Origin of the sequence: Chitinophaga chungangae (genome assembly GCF_017742215.1) — a bacterium.
GTDB classification, from domain to species: Bacteria; Bacteroidota; Bacteroidia; order Chitinophagales; family Chitinophagaceae; genus Chitinophaga; species Chitinophaga chungangae.
This window is the reverse complement of sequence record NZ_JAGHKP010000002.1, coordinates 1420634-1442730: the sequence shown is the minus strand read 5'-3', so window position 1 is coordinate 1442730 and position 22097 is coordinate 1420634. Positions and strand designations below refer to the sequence as shown.

17 protein-coding genes and 1 tRNA gene are annotated in these 22097 nt (G+C 51.8%); 11 read left to right on the top strand and 7 right to left on the bottom strand.

Going from position 1 to position 22097, the window contains the following annotated elements; genetic code table 11:
• Positions 1–35: 35 nt before the first annotated feature.
• From J7I43_RS14210 to J7I43_RS14190, 5 genes are all read right to left on the bottom strand, one after another.
• The gene (locus J7I43_RS14210; protein WP_209146343.1) at positions 36–1124 is read right to left on the bottom strand and encodes an SGNH/GDSL hydrolase family protein; all 1089 of its coding nucleotides are present in this window, start codon (positions 1122–1124) and stop codon (positions 36–38) included.
• 127 nt (positions 1125–1251) lie between these two features.
• Complete coding sequence (locus tag J7I43_RS14205; protein WP_209146342.1) at positions 1252–4809, bottom strand: efflux RND transporter permease subunit; 3558 nt, start codon at positions 4807–4809, stop codon at positions 1252–1254.
• A 29-nt stretch (positions 4810–4838) separates the two neighbouring features.
• Positions 4839–5948, bottom strand: a complete 1110-nt coding sequence (locus J7I43_RS14200; protein WP_209146341.1) for an efflux RND transporter periplasmic adaptor subunit — start codon at positions 5946–5948, stop codon at positions 4839–4841.
• 40 nt (positions 5949–5988) lie between these two features.
• Positions 5989–7356 (bottom strand): TolC family protein, encoded by a 1368-nt coding sequence (locus J7I43_RS14195; RefSeq protein ID WP_209146340.1) that lies wholly within the window; start codon positions 7354–7356, stop codon positions 5989–5991.
• A gap of 5 nt (positions 7357–7361) precedes the next feature.
• Entirely contained in the window at positions 7362–7982 is a 621-nt protein-coding gene (locus J7I43_RS14190; protein WP_209146339.1) for a TetR/AcrR family transcriptional regulator, read from the bottom strand.
• A 165-nt stretch (positions 7983–8147) separates the two neighbouring features.
• Here J7I43_RS14190 and J7I43_RS14185 point away from each other — a divergent pair, with 165 nt between their 5' ends.
• From J7I43_RS14185 to J7I43_RS14140, 10 genes are all read left to right on the top strand, one after another.
• The gene (locus J7I43_RS14185; RefSeq protein ID WP_209146338.1) at positions 8148–8807 is read left to right on the top strand and encodes a DUF502 domain-containing protein; all 660 of its coding nucleotides are present in this window, start codon (positions 8148–8150) and stop codon (positions 8805–8807) included.
• 126 nt (positions 8808–8933) lie between these two features.
• Entirely contained in the window at positions 8934–9908 is a 975-nt protein-coding gene (locus J7I43_RS14180) for a zinc dependent phospholipase C family protein (RefSeq protein WP_209146337.1), read from the top strand.
• A 157-nt stretch (positions 9909–10065) separates the two neighbouring features.
• Positions 10066–11136: a 3-phosphoserine/phosphohydroxythreonine transaminase gene (gene serC, locus J7I43_RS14175; protein ID WP_209146336.1), complete on the top strand. Its 1071-nt coding sequence runs from the start codon at positions 10066–10068 to the stop codon at positions 11134–11136.
• Between the two features lie 192 nt (positions 11137–11328).
• A complete protein-coding gene (locus tag J7I43_RS14170; RefSeq protein WP_209146335.1) occupies positions 11329–12564 on the top strand; it encodes a DUF1015 domain-containing protein in 1236 nt (411 codons plus the stop codon).
• Positions 12565–12641: 77 nt separating this feature from the next.
• Positions 12642–13718 carry a tetratricopeptide repeat protein gene (locus J7I43_RS14165; RefSeq protein ID WP_209146334.1) on the top strand — a complete coding sequence of 359 codons (1077 nt, stop codon included), beginning with the start codon at positions 12642–12644 and terminating at the stop codon, positions 13716–13718.
• Positions 13719–13797: 79 nt separating this feature from the next.
• A complete protein-coding gene (paaN, locus tag J7I43_RS14160; protein ID WP_209146333.1) occupies positions 13798–15459 on the top strand; it encodes a phenylacetic acid degradation protein PaaN in 1662 nt (553 codons plus the stop codon).
• A 12-nt stretch (positions 15460–15471) separates the two neighbouring features.
• Positions 15472–16137, top strand: a complete 666-nt coding sequence (locus tag J7I43_RS14155; protein ID WP_209146332.1) for a YceI family protein — start codon at positions 15472–15474, stop codon at positions 16135–16137.
• A gap of 85 nt (positions 16138–16222) precedes the next feature.
• Positions 16223–16510, top strand: coding sequence for a 2TM domain-containing protein (locus J7I43_RS14150; protein ID WP_209146331.1), 288 nt, complete (start codon positions 16223–16225; stop codon positions 16508–16510).
• Positions 16511–16525: 15 nt separating this feature from the next.
• Complete coding sequence (locus J7I43_RS14145) at positions 16526–18307, top strand: AMP-dependent synthetase/ligase (protein WP_209146330.1); 1782 nt, start codon at positions 16526–16528, stop codon at positions 18305–18307.
• 57 nt (positions 18308–18364) lie between these two features.
• A tRNA-Arg gene (locus J7I43_RS14140) sits at positions 18365–18439 on the top strand.
• Between the two features lie 84 nt (positions 18440–18523).
• Here J7I43_RS14140 and J7I43_RS14135 read toward each other — a convergent pair.
• Entirely contained in the window at positions 18524–19435 is a 912-nt protein-coding gene (locus J7I43_RS14135) for an alpha/beta fold hydrolase (RefSeq protein ID WP_209146329.1), read from the bottom strand.
• Between the two features lie 617 nt (positions 19436–20052).
• Entirely contained in the window at positions 20053–20508 is a 456-nt protein-coding gene (locus tag J7I43_RS14130; protein ID WP_209146328.1) for a hypothetical protein, read from the bottom strand.
• 226 nt (positions 20509–20734) lie between these two features.
• Between J7I43_RS14130 and J7I43_RS14125 the strand changes: the two genes are divergently transcribed.
• Complete coding sequence (locus J7I43_RS14125; RefSeq protein ID WP_209146327.1) at positions 20735–22036, top strand: SGNH/GDSL hydrolase family protein; 1302 nt, start codon at positions 20735–20737, stop codon at positions 22034–22036.
• Positions 22037–22097 lie beyond the last annotated feature (61 nt).

Sequence of the window (22097 nt, the reverse complement as noted above, 5' to 3'; positions counted from 1 at the left end):
TGTCGCCTTTTAATGAAAGCAAGTTACGAATTTGGTTATTTCGCCGACGTGGATTTTTTCATCAGCTTTTCCAGCAAGGGCAGCATCACTTCGGCCTGGCGCGTAAAACCCAGGTCTGTGAGATGCACACCGTCGATGGTGCCTTCGTGATCATGACCGATCAGGTCCGTGCCAGGCAAATAATACAGTTGTTTGAAGCCTTCTTTCTTTAATTTCGTATAGGCTTCACGTATAGCGTCGTTCTTTTCTTTGACAACCCCGCCTACTTTCAGATCAAAGTATCCCTGTTCGCGCATGGCCGTTTCCACCAGCAATACCGGCACTTCCGGCCGTTTGGTGAGCAGGTGTTTGATGAAAGGGTACGCCCTTTCCCGGATCTGTTCGGCCGAAGGATTGGGAATACAATCCAGCACGAACACTTTGGCGGGCATCGTTGCCAGCAGTTCCGCCACCGGGAATTCCATTTTACCGTTGCCGCTGAAACCGAGATTGACAAACTCCCATCCCGTTTTGCGCTGCAGGATGGAAGGATACGCCATGCCCGCGCGGCTCGCCGAAGCGCCCTGCAGGATGCTGGAACCGTAGATCACCACGCGGCGGGTGGTGTCTACTGCGGGATTGGGTATGCGCGAAAGCGTTGCGCCCGGCGCCACACCGATCTCCAGGGAAGTAACCTGGTTGTAGGTGGGCAGGTAGAGCAGGAACTGTTTCATCGAAGTATCCATGTTAGATACCAGGGGCGCGACGTTCATCGTGTCCTTATCGCCCGGGCGGCCCACGCCGCACCATTGCCAGTGGCCCTCTTTGTTCAGGCAGTACAGGTCCAGCCCGCTATGCGCGATGGGAGTAATGTTGGCGTAGAACAGCCCTTTGATCAGCCCCCAACGGGCGCGGATATACGGGGAATTGGTCTGGAACAGCACGGCAATGCCCGCGCTGTGCGTGCTCAGGTATTTCACCGCATCGGTCATGGGCCTGGTCTGCACGGTGTCCAGCCTTACGTACACAGGATCGGTGGGCAGGCCTTTGCCGATAAACTGGAAGTTGCGGGCGTCTGTGAATACGGGCTTTTCCTGGGCATAAGCGCAGGAGGCGCAGAGTAGCAATAAGAAGAATAATCGCATGATATCAGTTTTCAGGTATTTCGAAAAATACATAAAAAAAACCGTCCCGAGGAATCGGGACGGTACTTGTTAACCTACAACTGTTACACTGTTTGCTCTGATTATTAAAAGAAAAAACAGTTCTTTATTAATGCATTACTACTCCTTTGGCGGATCTGGCCTTTTCTTTATCCTCGCCGTCAGGCTGGTGGTTAAAGAAATTATAAGGGCGCGGTGATACGTAGTTCAGATCGTGCAGCTTGCGCACTGTTTCCTTGCGGGAGAACAGTTTGAGGATCAGTACCAGGAACGGCACATATTTCAGCCCGCGGGGCAGGCCGTAAAGATCCAGCACGTCGATGCAGCGTTTGTTCATGGCGTACATCACCGGCACCAGGATAAGCGTAAGGAAAGTGGCGAAGATGAGGCCGAACACCATCGTCCAGGCGAGAGGGCCCCAGAAGGCCACGTTGTCGCCGCCGAAGAAGATGTGCGGGTTGAATTCGCTGAACAATGCCCAGAAGTCGATGTTAAGACCTACCGCCAGCGGGATAAGACCGAGGATGGCGGCGATGGCGGTGAGCAACACGGGCGTCATACGCGTTCTGCCCGCTTCCACCACGGCTTCGTTCACCGGCACGCCCTGTATGGTGAGCAGATCGATAAATTCCACGAGCACGATACCGTTACGGGCAACGATACCTGCCAGCGCCATGATACCTACGCCGGTCATTACGATGGAGATGTCCATACCGAAGATGGAGAACCCGAGGAACACACCGATGATGCTGAACAGGATCTCGAGGAAGATCACAAAAGAACGGCCCACGGAGTTGAACTGCGTTACCATGATAAAGAAGATGAGGCCGATAGCGCCTGCCATGGCGATCAGGAGGAAACCCATGGTTTCGGCCTGGTCTTCCTGTTCACCGGTCATTTTCACGCTGATGCCGTCCGGCGGGCTGAAGTCCAGCACCGCGGAGTTGATGGCCGCCACCACTTCGTTGGCGTTGAAACCGGTCAGTACGTTGGAGTACAGGGTTACCACGCGTTTATCGTCCTTACGTTTGATGCCTGCGTACGTGTTGGAGTAACGGATATCGGCCACGGCGCTCAGGGGCACCTGGCGGATAGCGCCGCCCATGTTCATATCGCGGTAAGTAAGGTTCAGGTTCATCAGCGTGTTGATATTATTGCGCTGGTCTTCCTGCAGGCGAACGATGATCGGGTAATCGTCTTCCGGGTCGCGGAATTTGGATACTTCCGTACCAAACAGCGCCGTGCGCAATGCGCCGCCTATCTGGCCGGTGGAGATCCCTTCGCGGTTCGCGCGTTCGCGGTCTATGGATACGATGATCTCCGGTTTGTTGCTCTGGAAGTCGCTTTTCAGCTCTTCCACGCCGCCGATCTGGAGACTATCGAGATAACGTTTCAAACGGTCTGATGTAGTGGCCAGCTGTTCAAATTCATCACCGGAAATTTCGATGTTGATCGGTTTACCGGTGGGAGGGCCGCCCTGTTCCTGCTCAACCGTAATATCCGCACCAGGCACGCCTTTCACGGCATTACGGATCTCGTCGAGATATTTTACTGTAGACTGGCCGTTACGTTTCGCAAATTCAACGAACGCTACGGTCACCTTACCCTTATGCGGCTGGGTGCTCATGTCCATCTGGCTGGGATCTCCCGCGCCAACGGCCACGTTAGAGATGATGGATTTCACCAGCGGGTTTTGGGTGCCGCCGACTACTTTGGTCACTCTTTGTTCGATCACATTGGTAATGGAATCGGTCACTTTCTGGTCCGTACCGATCGGCAGTTCGATGTAAGCGTAGATAAAGTTCGGGTCCGCCTGCGGGAAAAACACCACTTTGGGGCTGCGGATCGCGGTCAGCATAATGCTGAACACCAGCAGGCCGAAAGTGCCCAGCAGGATGAATACCGGGCGCCATCCAACGATGGCCCAGCTCAACACCCTGCGGTAACGGTTTTGTACGCGGGGCCAGATATTGCTCTGGAATTTCCTTGCAACGCCGCCCAGCCAGAAACGTTCCAGCACTACCAGCAGGTAAATGAAAAATACGATGTTGCCCGCGCCGAAACTGATGGTATAGCAGATCAGGGCGATAAAGGCGAATACGATCGTGGTGATGGTGAATTTCCTGTCGAAGCGGGGTTTGGGATGACTTTCCCCTTCGTGACGGTCCATAAAGTCCACCGCGAACACGGGATTGATAATATATGCCACTACCAGCGAGGCCAGCAGGGTAACGATCAGCGTCACTGGCAGGAATTTCATGAAGCTGCCGATGATGCCCGGCCAGAACAGCAGCGGGAAGAACGGCGCGAGTACCGTGAGCGTGCCGGAGAATACGGGGAGGAACACTTCACCCGCCGCTATTTTCGCGGCTTTCACAATACCGAGGTCCCTTCGTTCATAAAAAATACGGTGCACGTTCTCAATTACCACGATCGCATCGTCTACCACAATACCCAATGCCAGCAGGAAGGAGAACAGCACCATCATGTTCAGGGTGTAATCCATCATGCCCAGCACCACGAAAGCGATGAACATGGAGATAGGTACGGAAGCCGCCACGAATATGGCGTTCACTGCGCCCATGAAGAACATGAGCACGACGGTCACCAAAATAAAACCGATGATGATCGTATTGATCAGGTCGTGCAGGGTAACGCGGGTGGATTCGCTCTGATCGGCCGTAATGGTTACGTCCAGGCCTTTCGGCAGGTAACCGGCCTTCATTTCTTCCACGATCTTCGAGATCTTGTCCGACGCGTCGATCAGGTTTTCGCCGCTTCTTTTGATAACGTTGAGCGTGATTACGCTTTTGCCGTTGAGGCGGGCATATGATTCCTGTTCTTTAAAATCGTCTTTTACATCTGCAATGTCTCTCAGGTATACGATTGCGCCTGAAGAACCGCGGATCACGATGTTCCTGATCAGCGTGGGGTCTTTGTATTCGCCTTTTACAGACAGGGTCCGTTTCTGGCCGTCCATCGACACAAGGCCGCCGGAGATCGTCCTGTTCTCCATCGCCACTGCGTTCGCAATATCGTCGAAACTGATGCGGGCGGCGTCCATTTTGTATTTGTCCAGGTCGATATGGATCTCCCTGTCCAGCGCGCCCACGATGTCTACACGGGTAATTTCCTTCAGCCCTTCGATCCTATCCTGCATTTCATCCGCGTATCTTTTAAGCGTCTGCAGGTCGAAGTCGCCGCTCATGTTCACGTTCATGATCGGGATCTGGGAAACGTCTATCTGTATCACCTGTGGTTCCTGCCCGTCTGTGGACAGGTTGGTGGGGAGGTCCGGCTTCGCTTCGTCTATTTTCGCTCTTACTTCATTGGCGGCCGCTTCCAGGTCTTCGTCGGGATTAAATTCGATCGTGATCGCGGAGTAATCCTGTATGGAAGAGCTGGTGATCTTTTTTACGCCGGAAATGGATTTCAGTTTTTTCTCGATGGGTTTGGTCACGAGGGTTTCCATATCCTCCGGAGAAGTACCGAAATACACGGTAGATATGTAAAACTGCGGGAACACGACCTCGGGAAACTGCTCCTTCGGCATTTTATTATAAGCCAGGAAACCGGCGATCGTAATGATAAGGGTCGCCACGTAAATGCTCACCTTATTATCGATCGCCCAGCTGGTGAGCTTAAACTCTTTTTCTAAGTCCTTCATCGGTTAATTTTTAAAGATGGCAAACCTGGTTACAATTTGATATAATCGTTGTCGTTCAGGCCCTGGAAGCCGGTAGTGATAATCCTGTCGCCGTCTTTGAGGCCTGATTTGATCTCCGCTTTGTCATTGTAAGTGCGGCCCAGCTCGATGTTCACACGGGAAGCCTGCAGTTTGTTGCCTTCGCCTTTCACGGTGAGCACGTAGGGTTTGCCGAGTGAATACTGGATCACGCCAACGGGGATCACGATGGCATCTTTGGCGCGGTAGTCTACGATGCGCAATTGTGCGATCATGTTGGGATGCATGTCTGCGGACGGTTTCAGCGGAATTTCCACGTTAATGGTGCGGCTCAGCGGATCGATCACTTTAGAGGCGAAGCCGATGCGGGTGCGGATCTCTTTTTGAATATCCGGCAGCGTTACGATCACTTCGTCGCCGGTTGTTACGCGGCCGGCGAAAGATTCGGCGATATTGGCCACAACGCGAAGGTTGCTGGTGTTCACGACGCGGAAGGCGGGCTGGCCGGGAGCCGCATTGTCGCCCAATTTAGCGATCACCGCGTCTACGGTGCCGTTGATGGGGGAAACGATGCGGGTGAGCGCCTGCTGGTCTCTCAGCGTAGCGAGTTTTTTCTCGAGGTTGTCTACGGCTGCTTTTGCGTTCAGGTATTCCACTTCGGAGCCGATCTTTTGTTTCCACAGGTTTTCCCGTTTGGCAAAAAGCGTTTTCTGAAGCTCCAGTTGTGTTTCCACTTCGGCGATGCCGGCGCGGGCCACCTGGTCGTCTACCTGTGCGAGCGCCTGGCCTTTGGAAACACGCTGGCCTTCTTTCACGTAAATGGCTTTAATGATGCCGGGGCTTTGCGCGCTTACGTTCACGTTCTCACGCGCGTCCACATTACCCTGGATATCGATGAAGTGCTCAAACACCGTGTCTTCAACGGCAGCGATGGTAACCGTTTTGGTTTTCACGGAGGAATCGCCTGCTTTCAGTTCTTTTTCCAGCGTGGAAATTTCCAGGTCCAGCTTGGCTTTGTCCTGTTTGAGCTTCTGGAGTTTCTCGGCTTTGTTTTCCCCGCCACCGCCGCAAGCGGCCAGGATCAGCGTGGCGAGAGAGAGCGTTAAATATCTTTTAGTCATTGTATTATAGATTTTAAGGCGGATGTTAAACAGTTGATGATTAAAGTTTGCCGTATGCTTTGAGGTAATCGATGCGGGACACGATCACGTTGAACAGCGCGGTGAAATAGTTGTTCTGCGCGGTGAGCAGCTGCGATTCCGCAGTGATCATTTCCAGGCTGGAGCCAACTCCTTCGCTGTATTTGATGTTCGTTGTTTCGTACACTTCTTTTGCCAGCTGCATGTTCTCTTCCTGGTCTGTCAGGCTGGTGATATTGTTGCGCAGCGTGGTCCGGGAATTGGCCTGGTCGAGATCGATGGTGTTACGCATATTCTCCATGGCAAGTTCCGACTGTTGTACCTCGATAAATGCCTGGTCCACTTTTCTTCTTCTTTGCATACCTGAGAAGATGGGCACTGAAAGGTTCAACCCGTAAGACACAAAGCCGTACCAACCGGGTTTCCCGGAGAAGTAGTCGAATTCGGTGGCTGCTCTGGCCGCGCCGCCCTGGCCGAACAAGGAAAGCGAGGGAAGCGCCTGGAGGCGATATCTTTTCAGGTTGTACTCGTTGGCGTGTTTCTGCGTTTCGAGCAGTTGGTATTCGATCCTGTTCGAGTAGGTGAACGGCTGATCTTCCTGGATGTCGGCCTTGAGCGCGTTGGAGCTGAGCGTGTCTGTCAGTTCCAGCGGTTGTTTGATTGGCATGCCCATCTGGTATTTGAGAGCGGCGATGCCTACTTCGCGGATATTGCGCAGGCGGGTATCTTCAGACTTCAGGTTGTTAAGCTGCACCACCAGCCTGTCCACATCCAGCTTTTCCACGAGGCCGTTGTTGTATATTTCGCGGGTTTCGGCCAGCGTTTTTCCCAGCCGGTCGATATTCTCGCGGAGGATAGACAACGCTTTGTCTGCTGCCACTACGTTATAATACGCCTTGTACACTTCCGTCTTTACATCTATCTCCGACTTTTTTACGTTTTTGCTGGCCAGTTCTTCCAGGGTTTTCCGGGCCTGGAGGGCTACCAGCACACTGGGATCGAACAGCACCTGGTTTACGTTCACCGTTCCCTGTGCGTTGTAGGCCAGGCCGAATGAAAAGGGCACCAGCGTACCTTTTGGAGCGGAGGTGTCAAAGTTGCTGGCGTCGAGCAGTTGTTTCTGAATGATCGGGTTGTGCTGGAAGGAGGCGGCACCGGATACCTGCGGCAGGGCGAGCCCGCTTACTTCCTTGTTTACGGCCAGCTGGTACAGTTCCTCCATTTTGGCGTTACGCACGGCGTATTGATGCGTTAACGCATAAGCAACTGCGTCCTGCGCGGAGAATCGTATGGTTTCCTGAGAAGGCGGGGGGGCCTGCTGTGCCTGAGCGTAGGTGAAAAATTGCGTCATCAGTCCTGCGAGGGCGATGAGCTTCCATTTAAACTGCATACTTTTTAATATTTATTCGGGTAATCTTTAACCTTGTATTTTTCGATTTCCTGGTAACCTTTTACTGAAGCCACTCCGAAAAGGAAATGTTCCAGCAGCACGCGCTGCACTTTCGACATATCGTAGCCGTTCATCGGGAACAGTTCGGGCTGGAAGCAGAACATGGCGGAAGCGGTACGGAAATGGCTGAGGATGTCGATATCGATATCCGGCCGGTACAGCCCTTCGCGGATGCCTCGCTCGAGGTTTTCGCGGATGGTCTGCATGAGGAACACGTTTTTGTGCTCTTCGAACAGCTGGAAGGCTTTCGCATGAAATTTCTGGAGGTCCATCATCACTACCGGGTTCATATTGCGGAGCTTTTCGTCCAGCATTTTCATGACGAGGAACAGTTCTTCCACGGCATCCTTACTGTTGTTGCGGCTTTCGATGCATTGGTCCTGCATGAGCTTGAGGTGGCGGCTGATCACGTTCACCACGAGATCGCTTTTATCGGCAAAATGGGCGTAAAGGGTCTTTTTGGAGATTCCCATTTTGATGGCGATATCGTCCATAGTAATGGACCTGGTGCCGTATTGCCGGAACAGGTTGAAGGCCGTATCTAAAATTCGCTCTTGTACTTCCATACACGCGCAAAACTATGGAAACTATTTAAACTGCCAAAGTTTCCATTCATTTTTTTCGAACTTTATGACGAACGGGATTGGTCAGCCGGGGTATGCATTTTGGCATACGGGAGGCGGAATGTGGCGTTCAAATACAGTACCTTTGGCCTTTCAATACCATATCACATGTCTCCAAAACTGAGGTTCAGGGTACTGTTATCCCGCATACTGCGCTATTTTTTCCAGGGGTTGCTGATTTTGGCGCCCATCGGGATCACGGCGTTTACGCTTTACTGGGGTTTCGTCACGATCGACAATTTGTTGCCTAAAGACGTGGTGCCGGTGGACCATCCGTTGAATTTCCTGCGGTACAAGGGGGTCGGGTTTGTGATCGTGCTGGCGCTGGTGGTGTTTGTGGGATATTTGAGCTCTTCGTTCATTGTGGGGCGGCTGATCGACATGTTTGATCATATACTCGAACGCACGCCATTTATTAAATATATTTATTCCTCTGTAAAGGATGTATTTGATGCATTTGTGGGGGAAAAGAAGAAATTCGACCATCCTGTGCTGGTGAATGTTTACGGGGAAGATGTATGGGAAATGGGGTTCATTACGCAGGAGGATGTGCGGGCGTTGGGGCTGGAGGGGTATTTTGCGGTGTATGTTCCGCATGCCTATGCTATTACGGGCAAGGTTTTTATAGTGCGGAAGGAAAAGGTGCGGCCGCTGACGAACGTTTCGGCGGGCGAGGCGATGAAATTCGCCGTCTCGGGCGGGGTTACGCATATCACCGAATTGCCGGCGGTAGTGCCTGAGGGGGGAAACCCGGGCCGTTCATCCTGATTGCAAATTCCTTTCCCCCTTCGTTTTTCGGGGATTTTATCGTCCCTGATTAAGATATTGTCACCCGGGAAATAGTTCCCGTGACCTTTTTCCCACGATCTTGCAGCTACATCAAACCACACGATGATGTTGCCCTTGTTACGGCCGGTGTTTTTATTGCCGGCCCTGTTAATTCTGCCTTTCGTTGCAAAGGCATGGGGTTTCTTTGCCCACGAACGCATTAACCGGCTGGCGGTATTTTCGCTTCCGCCGGAAATGCTGGTGCTTTTCAAGCCGAACCTGGAATACCTGGCGGCGCAGGCTACGGCGCCGGATAAACGCAGGTACCTGCTGCCGGCGGAGGGAGCGCGACATTATATAGATCTGGACCGTTACGGCCGGCCGCCATATGCGGAACTGCCGCGGGGCTGGCGGGAGGCGGTGGAAAAATATACGGAAGACAGCCTGCAGCGCAACGGGGTGTTGCCCTGGCACCTGGAGCGGATGATGTACCGGCTGACGCGGTGCTTTATGGAAGGCAACACGGCGGCCATCCTGAAAACGGCGGCGGAGCTGGGGCATTATATCGGCGATGCCTATGTGCCGCTGCACGCCTGCTCCAACCATAACGGTCAATATACAGGCCAGCACGGCATTCACGGGCTGTGGGAATCGCGGCTGCCGGAGCTTTTTGCAGACGGACAATATGATTACTGGACAGGGAAAGCCGCTTACATCCCGGCCCCGAGGGGGCATTTCTGGCAGGTTGTGCTGGAAAGCGCGGTGGCGGCGGATTCTGTGCTACATATTGAAAAAACGCTGAGTATGCATTTTCCTTCAGATCAACGGTATGCATATGAGCCACGGAACGGTTTGCTGGTGCGGAACTATTCCACCGCCTATGCGGCAGCCTACCACGGCCGGCTGAACGGCATGGTGGAAAGGCGTTTCCGCGGGGCCGTGCACAGCGTTGCATCGTGCTGGTACACAGCCTGGGTGAACGCAGGGCAGCCGTCGCTCGCAAAGCTGGCCCAGCCCGGCTTTCAGGAAGAAACGCAACGGGAGCTGCGGCAGCTGGACAGCCTCTGGAAACATGGTAAAATAATTGGACGGCCCCATTAAGAAATAACAAAAGAAAGTTTATCTTTGGCCTTCTAATCTTTTTAACCTATTCCTACACTGACCAATCTTCCGGTTTTTATTGTACCGTGATTTTTACCTTTCCTTCGAAAAACCATAGAAAGTGGAACAAGAAAACGTATTCAATTTAGATCGCAACATGAAGGTGCACAATTTTAATGCAGGTCCTTCTGTATTACCGAACGAAGTGCTGTACAAAGCCAGCAAGGCGCTGATAGACTTTGAAGGCACAGGAATGTCTATCCTTGAGATAGGACACCGCACGGAACCGTTTGTAGCCGTGATGGAAGAGGCACGCAGTCTTGCCCGGGAGCTGATGCAGCTGGACGACGACTTTGAAGTGCTGTTCCTTCACGGAGGCGCCACCACCCAATTCATGCAGGTACCTATGAACCTTCTTGAAAACGGTGACACCGCCTCTTACATCGATACCGGCGTATGGTCCAACAAAGCGATCAAGGAGGCCAAACAGTTCGGTTATGTAGAAGTTTCCGCCAGCTCCAAAGACAGCAACTACAATCACATCCCCAAGCAGTTTACGGTACCCCAGCAAGCCAAATACCTGCACATCACCACGAACAATACCATTTACGGTACCCAGTGGCAGGCAACCCCCGAGACGGACGTTCCCCTGGTGGCAGATATGAGCTCCGACATCCTGAGCCGCCAGATGGATTTTAACCGCTATTCCCTGATATATGCGGGCGTACAGAAAAACATGGGCGCCGCGGGCGCTACCATGGTGGCCGTACGCAAAAGCATGCTCGGCAAGGTAACGCGCAAGATCCCCAGCATCATGGACTACAGGCTGCACATCGAGAACGGCTCCATGCTCAATACCCCGCCGGTATTCGCTGTTTATATTTCCATGCTCACCCTCCGCTGGCTCAAAGGCCAGGGTGGCGTTGCGGCGATCGAAAAAATAAACAACAAAAAGGCCGCGCTGCTGTACGACGAGATCGATCACAACCCCCTCTTCCGTGGCAACGTTGTGAAGGAAGACCGCAGCAAAATGAACGTGACCTTTACCATCGATAAACCGGAACTGGAAGAGGAATTCGTGAAGTTCTGCAAGAAGGAAGACATCGTAGGCATCAAGGGGCATCGTTTGTCCGGAGGTTTCCGCGCTTCCCTCTACAACGCGCTGCCCCTCGAAAGCGTGGAAGCCATGGTGGAAGCCATGAAGTTCTTCTCGCTGAAAAAAGCCTGATCCGCCTGGCAGGCCCGTGCCGGTGACGGGGCGTATCAATCGTATCGCTGCGGGTCGTATCGCTGCGGGCACCCCTATACTAAAGCATGATAAAATATTATATATGCAGACTGCCGCACGAAATGCGGCAGTCTTTTTTATTCCTACCCTCCTTTTCTTATTTTTACCGCTCTTAAAAGCAAACCAAAGATCATGGCAATTATCAAACCTTTCCGGGCGTTGCGTCCGCAACCCGCGCTGGCTAAAGATGTAGCTGCAAAACCCTACGACGTGCTCAATTCCAAAGAAGCCGCCGCAGAGGCCGCAGGAAACCCGAATTCCTTCTATCACGTGTCCAAATCGGAAATAGACCTCCCCGAAGGAACCGACATCCATAGCGAAGCCGTTTACCAGAAAGCTGCCGAAAACCTCCAGCAACTCCAGGCATCCGGCACCCTCTTCCACGAAGAAACGCCCTGCTATTATATCTATAAACTCGTGATGGACGGCCGCTCCCAGACCGGCCTCGTTTGCGTGTCCTCCATCGCCGATTATAACAACGGCATCATCAAAAAACACGAATTCACCCGTCCCGATAAAGAGCTCGACCGCATCAACCACATCACCACTACCCGCGCCCAAACCGGTAATGTGTTCCTCGCATACAACGACGTGCCCGAGATCAATTCCATTATCGAGCACTGGCAGGCACAGCACAAACCGGTGTACGATTTCACCGCGGAAGACGGCATCAGTCACACCGTTTGGGTAGTGAACGAAGCCGCCACCGGCGACGAGATCACCCGGCTTTTCGCCACCAAAGTGCCCGCTACGTACATCGCCGACGGTCACCACCGCGCGGCATCCGCCGGGCTGGTGCAGAAAGCTTCCGGGGAGGACGTATATTCAGACGCCAACCTGAACTATTTCCTCACCACCATCTTTCCCGCCAGCGAGCTTGCCATTCTTGACTATAACCGCCTGGTGAAAGACCTCAACGGTCACAGCAAAGCAGATTTCCTGTCACGCCTCGAATACGACTTTATCGTGGAAGCCATCGGTCACCACGAACAGAAACCTTCCGGCCTGCACGAGTTCAGCATGTACCTGGACCATACCTGGTACCGCCTCGTAGCACGCGAAGGCACCTACACCGCCGACCCCATCGGCATCCTGGACGTGACCATCCTGCAGGACAATGTGCTGGACAAACTGCTTGGCATCAAAGACCCAAGAACAGACAAACGCATCGACTTCGTAGGCGGCATCCGCGGCCTGGGCGAGCTGGTGAAAAGGGTGAACAGCGGGGAAATGGCCGTGGCCTTCGCCCTGTACCCCGTTACCATCCAGCAGTTATTCGACATTGCAGACAGCGGCAACGTAATGCCACCGAAAAGCACCTGGTTTGAGCCGAAGCTCCGCGACGGGCTGCTCACCCACCTCATCTGATCTTCCTGAAAGCGCCCCCCTGCCCCTGCGGCGGGGTAGGCGCTTTTTTCTTACATTTACATAAAACGAACCGAACGATGGAATGGCAAAAGGCTGCAAAAAAATGGTCCCTTGTGCTGGCGGGCATCCTTTCCGTACAGTGGGCAATCGCGCAGGATAACGGCGAACTGCAAAACACCGCGCGCACTTTCCTGCGCACCGGAGATTACGCAAACGCCATCCTGGTGCTCAACCAGGCCATACAATCCGCACCAGACGATATCGAACTGAAAAAAGACCTCGCTTTCGCCTATTATCTCAAAGGCGATTACAACCGGGCCTACACAGTCGTTTCCCCGCTGGTAGACAAAAAAGAGGCGGATATCCATCTCTTCCAGATCGCCGGCAACATCTATCAAAGCAAACAGGACTGGAAAGGCGCTGAAAAGCTCTACCAACGCGGCTTGAGGAAATTCCCCAAAAGCGGCGAGCTGCACAACGACTACGGCGATCTGCTGCAAAACATGAAAAATTTCGACGGCGCGCTGCGGTATTGGGTGAAAGGCATCGAGGTAGACCCGAACTTCCCTGGCAACTATTACCACGCCGCCCGCAGTTACCTCTGGACCAAAGAGCCCATCTGGGCCATCCTCTACGGCGAAACCTTCATCAATCTCGAAAGTTACACCACCCGTACCGCCGAGATCAGGGACATCGTGCTCGAATGTTATAAAAAACTCTTCGACGACCCGGATATTTTCAACAGCGTGCCCACCGAAACTTCCGACAGAAAAGGCAAAAAAGCCCCCGACGTGGGTTTTATGGACGCTTACAAAGCCACTATGGCCAAACAGGTGAGCGTGATCGCCACCGGCATAGAGCCGCAATCGCTGGTAATGCTGCGCACCCGTTTCCTGCTTGACTGGTATAACTTCTACTCACTCAAATATCCATACGCCCTTTTCGATTTCCAACGCAAACTGCTCCGCGACGGAATGTTCGAAGCATACAACCAATGGCTATTCGGTCCCTCGGCCAACGCCGCGGACTACAAAGCCTGGACGGCGCTGCACAAAACCGAATACGACGGCTTTACCAGCTGGCAGCGCAACCATCCGCTGAAACTGAAAGACGAACAATTTTACAACACCGGCAAACTGGCAACGATCAAGTAACGCCCGGCCCGCGGGCGAAGCGGGAACACAGCATGGCAGGCCGGTTCATACAACAACAAGAATCTAAACCATAGCACTTATGCTGATCTCAAAACACCAAAACATTATTGACAAAGCCGTAAAAGCCAACCACGAAAGAACCTTTTACGCGCAGTACCCTGAGCACCCCAAGGCGTACGGCGAAGAAGCACCGCCGCAAGGCGAAACCACGTTCAAAGACCTTCTCGGCAAACCTTTCCCGCGTCTCAAACAAAAAATTGCGGAGAACTGGCATGGTGAAGAAGTGAGCCCTTACACCCTTCAGCCGCTCGGCATCACCTATCCCATCGTTTCCACAGACGAGCTGGTGAAAGCCGGCAAACGCGCGGGCCAGCGCTGGGCGCAGCTTTCCGTGGCAGACAGGGCGGGCATTCTCACGGAAACACTCGAAAAGATCCAGCATCATTTCTTCGAGATCGCCCATGCCACCATGCACACCACCGGCCAGAGCTTTATGATGAGCTTCCAGGCCAGCGGCCCCCATGCCAACGACCGCGCCCTGGAGGCCATCGCTATGGGTTACCAGCAGCTGCAGCATTTTCCCGAGCATCAGACCTGGGAAAAACCGATGGGAAAGATCAGCGTGAAACTCGAGAAAACGTTCAGGCCCATCCCTAAAGGCCTCGGCCTCGTGATCGGCTGCTCCACCTTTCCCGTGTGGAACTCGCTGCCCGGCATGTATGCGGACCTTATTACCGGCAACGCCGTGATCGTAAAACCGCATCCCAAAGCTATTTTACCCATCGCCATCGTGGTGGCGGCCATTCAGCAGGTGCTGGAAGAAAACGGGCAGGACCCCTACACTTGTCAGCTTGCGGCCGACAGCTCTTCACAGCCGATTGCCAAAACGCTCGCAGAGCATCCCGATGTGGCGCTGATAGACTATACCGGGGGCAGCGCTTTCGGCAATTACATCGAATCGCTCGCTTCGCCGCGCAAATCGGTGTTCACCGAAAAAGCCGGGGTTAATTCCGTGATTTTGGATTCCGTAAAAGATATCGATGCCGTAATGCAGAATCTCGCATTTTCCGTGAGCCTGTATTCCGGCCAGATGTGCACCGCGCCGCAAAACTTTTTCATTCCCGAAAGCGGTGTGGATACGGCGAACGGGAGAATTTCCTACGATGAAGTGGCGCAGAAATTCAAAGCAGCCATCGAAGCGCTGGTGAACAATCCCAAAATGGGAGCCGGCACACTCGGCGCCGTGCAGAACGAAGCCACGCTGCAACGCGTAAAAGCCGCCGGGAAAACCGGCGCAAAAGTGCTGCTGAACGGCGCGCCCGTTGCCAATGAAGAATATGCAGGCGCAAGAACGTATTCGCCCACCGTGCTGGAAGTAACCGCAAACGATACGAAAGTATTTGAGCAGGAGCTGTTCGGCCCCGTGGTATTGCTGGTGAAAACCAACAGCACGGATCATTCCATCGAACTGGCGCGTGGCATGGCAGACAAACACGGCGCCATCACCTGCGGCGCCTACACGACCGACGACGCCGTGAAAGAAAAGATCGCCGATGCGATGAACAGCGTGTTCACCCCGGTTTCTTTCAACTTCACCGGTTTCATTTGGGTGAACCAGCACGCCGCATTTTCGGACCTGCACGTTTCCGGCGGAAATCCCGCGGGCAACGCCAGCTTCACCAACCCGGAGTTTATCGTGAAGCGCTTCGTTTGGGTGGGAAACAGAACATACGTGGACTAAACGCTCGACAATATGAAAATAAATGCACGGATACTACTTTTGATGATGGTGGCCGTCGCCTGTCAGCAGGCCCCCAAAGCGGACAAAGCCGCCGTTACCGACGCGCAGGCCGTTTCCGTTCCCGAAGGCAGCAAAACGCACCGGCTGGATACGGCGGCCAGTATTCTATTCTGGATCGGCACCAAACCCACCGGGGAACACAAAGGCTCGTTCCGTTTCTCCGGCGGCGAACTGTACACCAAAGACAGTACGCTCACCGGCGGGCATTTTTCCATCAACATCAACAGCATCGCCAATCTCGACCTCAGCCCGCAGCCGGATATGAAAAAGAAGCTCGAAGACGAGCTGCGCGGCGAGAACTTTTTCGATGCGGAGCATTATCCCGTAGCGCGGTTCGAGATCACGGAAGTAAGCCCTTACCGCCCCGCCCCGAACGATGACGGCGTACTGCTGAAAGACGCTACCCATATGATAAAGGGCAACCTCACCATCAAAAACGCCACAAAAAACATCACCTTCCCGGCCAAGGTTGTTTTTACAGACGGAAAGGTGAAAGGCGAAGCGAATTTCAATATCGACCGTACGCAGTGGGGCATGACCTACCGGGCGGACAAATCGTTACAGGATAAGCTGATCAATTCCGTCGTGAATATTCATTTTGAAATCGTTACCAATTAATACCAGGGCCGCCGTCAGCGCGGCCCCTTTCCTTTCCATTACCGATTTTTTTCGTTAAATTGGTAATCACAACAAGCTGCTTTTTATGGAAACAAATCAACAGCGGGACCAGCGACTCTGGCGTATTGCCAAATCCCGCGCACAGTTCCGTACGCACCTGATGACCTATCTTATTATCAACGGTTTCCTCTGGGTGATCTGGCTGTTGACGGACAACGACCACGGCGGCATTCCCTGGCCTGTATGGCCGATGGCCGGCTGGGGCCTTGGGCTGGCGTTCGCTTATTACAACGCGTTTCATAAAGACCCATTCGGCGACGCTACCCGCGAGTACGAAAAACTGCAGCAGGAAAAACAGCAGCGAGGTCAATAACGAAACCACCCCATCATGCACCAACCCACCCGGCTTTTTGATGTTATCCAGCATCAACTGGCGAATTATTCCAAACAGGATATGCTGGCCGCCAAAGAACAGGGCACCTGGAAAACCTACAGCACCGAAGACGTAGCCGGCATCGTACAACGATTCAGCTCAGGCCTGCTGCAGCTGGGCATCGGCGGCACCGGGCTGCAGCCTGAAACACAGGATAAGATCGCCATCATCAGCCACAACCGCCCCGAATGGATCTTCACCGATCTGGCCTGTCAGCAGGTAGGCGCCGTATTGGTGCCCATTTACCCGACCATCAGCGAAACCGAGCTCGTATACGTGCTCAACGATGCCGAAGCGCATATTTTGTTCGTAGACGACATCCATTTGTACGAAAAAGTGCTGGCGAACCGCGGCAAACTGTCCACCGTCAAAGAAATTTATTCCTTCGAACGGATCGCCGGCGTAAAACACTGGATGGACATTCTCGCCGCCGCGTCCACCACCGACGTGGCGCGGATCGAAGGCATCAAAAAAAACATTACCCCCGATACGCTCGTCACCATTATCTATACTTCCGGCACCACCGGCATTCCCAAAGGCGTAATGCTGAGCCATGGCAACATCATGAGCAACGTGACCGCCTGCATTCCCATTCTGCCGGTGAACGAGCAGGCGCGGGCGCTGAGTTTCCTGCCGCTCAACCATATTTTCGAGCGGATGGTGACCTACGTGTACTTCACCGCGGGCGTTTCCGTCTATTACGCAGAAAGCATGGAAGCCATTTCCGACAACCTGAAGGAAGTGAAGCCCAGCATTTTCACCACCGTGCCGCGGCTGCTGGAAAAGGTTTACGAAAAGATCATGGCGCGCGGCAACACGCTCACCGGCATTCAGCGCACGATGTTTTTCTGGGCGCTGGACCTGGGCAACCGGTATGAACTGAACAAACAACAAGGCCCTTTGTATAACCTGCAGCTGGCCATCGCCAGGAGGCTGGTGTTCAGCAAATGGAAAGAAGCCATGGGCGGCCAGCTGGAATGCATCGTAACCGGCGCTGCCGCCGCGCAGGTTCGCCTGTTGCGGATCTTCACCGCCGCGGGTTTTTCCATCCTGGAAGGTTACGGTCTTACCGAAACCTCCCCCGTGATAGCCGTGAACGGCAAAGACCCGAAAGACCGCATGTTCGGCACCGTTGGCCCGCCGATCGATAACGTGCAGGTTAAAATTGCCGGGGACGGGGAAATACTCGTAAAAGGCCCCAACATCACCATGGGATATTACAAAAATCCCGGTCTGACCGCCGAATCCATCCGGGAGGGCTGGTTCCATACCGGCGACGTGGGCATGCTGGTGAAGGATAAATTCCTCAAGATCACCGACCGCAAAAAAGAGCTGTTCAAAACCTCGGGCGGCAAATTCGTGGCGCCGCAGCCGATCGAAAATAAGTTCAAAGAATCGCCGTACATCGAGCAGATCATGGTGGTGGGGGCAGACCGTAAGTTCGCCGGGGCGCTGATCGTACCGAATTTCGCCAACCTGCAGGACTGGGCCCGTACGAACAACGTGGCGTTTCCTTCGAGGGAGCAGGGATTAAAAGACCCGAAGGTAAGAGCGTTGTACAAGCAGGCGGTGGACAAATACAACCAATATTTCAACCACATCGAACAGGTAAAAAAATTCGAGCTGATGCCCGGGGAATGGACGGTAGACGGCGGCGAACTGACGCCCACGCTGAAACTGAAGCGAAAAGTGATCGAAAACAAGTACCAGGCTGCGATAGCGCACATTTATGCCTGAAAAATGAGGAAATTTGGCAAAAAACATTATTTTTGCGCTCCCGCAACCCAGCGGAATGGCCCGGTAGTTCAATGGATAGAATAGAAGTTTCCTAAACTTTAGATACAAGTTCGATTCTTGTCCGGGCTACCATACCGGAATAGTAGTTTTAACACTGCTATTCCGGTTTTTTATTTGTGGGAAACCCACGCCCAACGTCGCAGTTTCCTCCCCCATTCAACGCACAAATTCAAAAACAGCTTCTTCAAACGTTTTATTCTTTTCATAATAAAGCATATGCCCACCAACAATTTCCTTTACAGTCTGTTTCGGAAAACTAAACCGCTTATAATGTTCGGGACCAATATTATTATCTGCAGTGCCGGAAATCACCAACACCGGCACATTGAGCCGGCCGGTAGCCAGGGAGAAATCCGTAAAATATTCTTTCATACCCAGTGCCAACCGGCCAAAGTCATAATTACGCCTGGTAGAATTATCAACACTATCCAGCATGGCTACATTCACTTCATTGTCAGATAGCATTTTATATCCATTACCGCTCTTGCGTAATGCTGTAATCGCTTTGACGTATGCTGTCAGCGTATCTTCTGCCGCATTGGACCCAAAGTTTGTACCAAGGGTTTTATTAACGTAACTAACCTGGTTTGCCAACGAATGATTGATAGACAGTGTTGCATTCAGCAGTATTAAACCTTTCACGTGCCCTGGATATTTTAACGCGTAATTAAAAGCCAGTATGCCACCAAAAGAATGCGCCAGCAAGTAAATCTTTTTCTCACCAGTGGCTATACGAATATCCTCAATATCCTGCACCATCCGGTTCAAGCTGTAATCGCCATTTTCCGGTGACGCGGATCGGCCCGAACCCCGCTGATCGTAGTACCACATCGTTAGCTTTTTCTCCAACACATTTCCACCCATTACTTCAAAAGACTTGCTCCAGGCACCCGGGCCGCCGTGAACAAAAATGCAGGAAGTACCCTTTCCGGCCGACGTAAGAAATAATTTCACATGATCACTGGTCATAAAAGAACTGTCGCTCAAAATGCCGGCATTACGGAGGGGCTGGCTGTAACTATTAAAAGAAAGTAAAATGCCGGTAGCGATAATGAATATCCACTTCATGACTAGCTGAAATAATTAAGTTAAAAAATTGTACTAAATATACGAATGTTAGGCGCAACAGCACCTTCGATTACCGGTTCCGGCCGGTTCGCCATCACTAATCCCTGCAAAATCACTTTTTCCGCCGAGCGGCTCAACCTCTCAAAGTACAGCTGGTGAAAAGAAAAATCAAACTTCTATTCATGCTTACATTCATTATAATATATCACAAAAGAAATCGCTTACCGCCCCAAAAGGCGATAAGCGATTGATATTAAGCCAATAACCTTAAATCATCCAGGAAATGTTTCGAAAACTGTTCGGCAGGGGGCTACGATCAATTGCAAAAGCTTCAGGTGTAATACTTGAAGCTTTTATATTTTCACAACATAGTTCCCTTCAAGTCTCGAAATTTTGGTTTGTTTTCATTTTAAGCCAGCCCCCCTTTGTTTCTATAATATTTCGAACATCAACCCTCTTTTCACCATTCCCTTTAGTAAGAAAAACAACCTTTCATTCAGTGGTAATGGCAAAAGATCCATTATTATCCTATTTTGAGTTAGAAAAGAAAAACATAACCCCAAAATAGCCATTATCGGGTTACGAACATTTCTTTTGCGCCCAAAAACGGGTTTTAACTACACTTTTGTAAAATGAACCTCATAAGCCAACGGCACCCCCTGCCTCGCCATTTGATAACCCCGGGTTGCTTTGATATTCGTTATCCATTCATCTATCCCTCCAAACTCGCAACTCCAGCAATCGTAACTCTCCAACCCGGTAAAGCCGCCGGGCTCAAAGATCAAACTCAATGAAAGCTGGTATATATCTTCCTGTTTTACAAATTGCCGGGTAATATCAAAGCTGAAATGTTCGCCGGTTTCATCTCCCCAATCGTCGATACCATACTGAAACAAGAGCATATCCTCATCAGGTTGCCCGTCTGAAATACCCTTTATTTTAATGTCGTTGTAGAGTTTTTCCGAAAGTTCGACAACAACGTCCGGTGTCATAACAACGCCGGTTCCGGTTAACCGTTTGATCACCGATAAGTATTCTTTTTCGATATTTTTTAATGTTGTTGACTGGGGCATACCGGTTAAAAGTAAAAACTAATATCCAAAAAACCAGGAATTAACCGTCCTGCCTAAATCCTTCTCAACAAAAGTGCCTGCAGGTCAATATTCTCTGTAGATAAACATCCCTGAAAAAATTTCCCAGCCCGACATCCATGCCGTTCTTGTACGATTTTACCTTTTCCGCATAGTTCAATATAATAACCATCGCAAATTGGAGCGAAGGGCTTAAATTTATTTCTATATGGAATCTCTTAAGAAAATACTTCCGCTTTTTTGCCTGGCTTTAATCTTATCCTCCAGCTTTAGAACGTCGCTTAAAGCGCAGGATAACGTATCCCCAAAAGAAACCACCCCGAAGGGATTTCGGCGTACCGATACTGCATCTCAAAATAGCAATACAGACAAGCTGGACGCCGGAGATTTCCATATCGTCCGGGATGGCCTGAAGAATGCGCAAATTAACTTTCAACAAAATAAGTTCGGGCGGATTGCCTTTTTAGGCGGGTCTATCACTTATGGCGGCGGTTGGCGCGATAGTTTAATGTTGTATTTTAAGAACAAGTTCCCCGAAACAAAATTCGATTTTATCAACGCCGGAATCCCTTCAATGGGTAGCACGCCTTCGGCATTCCGCCTGGAAAAGGATATTTTGTCTAAAGGGAAAACAGACCTTCTTTTTGTTGAAGCGGCGGTGAACGATGCGGTGAACGGGTTTTCGCCCATTGAACAGATACGGGCCATGGAAGGCATTGTGCGGCATCTGAAAAAAACAAACCCCGCTATAGATATCGTGATGATGCATTTTGTGGACCCTGAAAAAATAATTGATTATAACAACGGTAAAATTCCCGAAGTGATCAGGAATCACAGCAAAGTGGCGGCACATTATAACATACCTGAAATAAACCTGGCGAAGGAAGTGGCCGCACGTATCAATAATAAAGAGTTTACCTGGGAAAACGACTTCAAAAACCTGCACCCTTCACCGTTTGGTCATGGTGTATATGCCAGCTCGATGATCATCTTCCTGGAGCATTCATTTTCAAAACACCTGCATGAAGAGAATAAAATAACGGCGACTGAACTGCCCAAAATATTGGATAAGGGCTCGTATGATAAAGGGTATCTGGTAACACCGGCAGAAAAGTCAGCCGTAAACGGCTGGGCCTATGAGGCGCGGTGGAAACCGCTGGACGGGGCGGGGACAAGATCCAATTATGTGGATGTGCCCATGCTGACGGGTACCTATCCAACGGGCATTTTACGAATCCCGTTTTTTGGAACCGCAGCCGGATTGGCCATTGCAGCAGGGCCCGATGCCGGCATAATCGCCTATCGCATCGACGGCGGCGATTGGCGAAAACGGGATCTATTCACAGAATGGAGTAACACCCTGCACCTCCCGTGGTATTTTACGCTAGCTTCAGATCTAAAGAACAAACAACATGTATTGGAAATAAAAATGTCGTCGGAAAAGAATGAGCGCAGCAAAGGACGAACATGTCGCATCCGCTATTTTTATATTAATGGCGATGTTCGCTGAGCCGATCACACTATCGAGCTTACCGGTGAATCCCGTTTGTTTTGCCCTAGTGAATTACCCC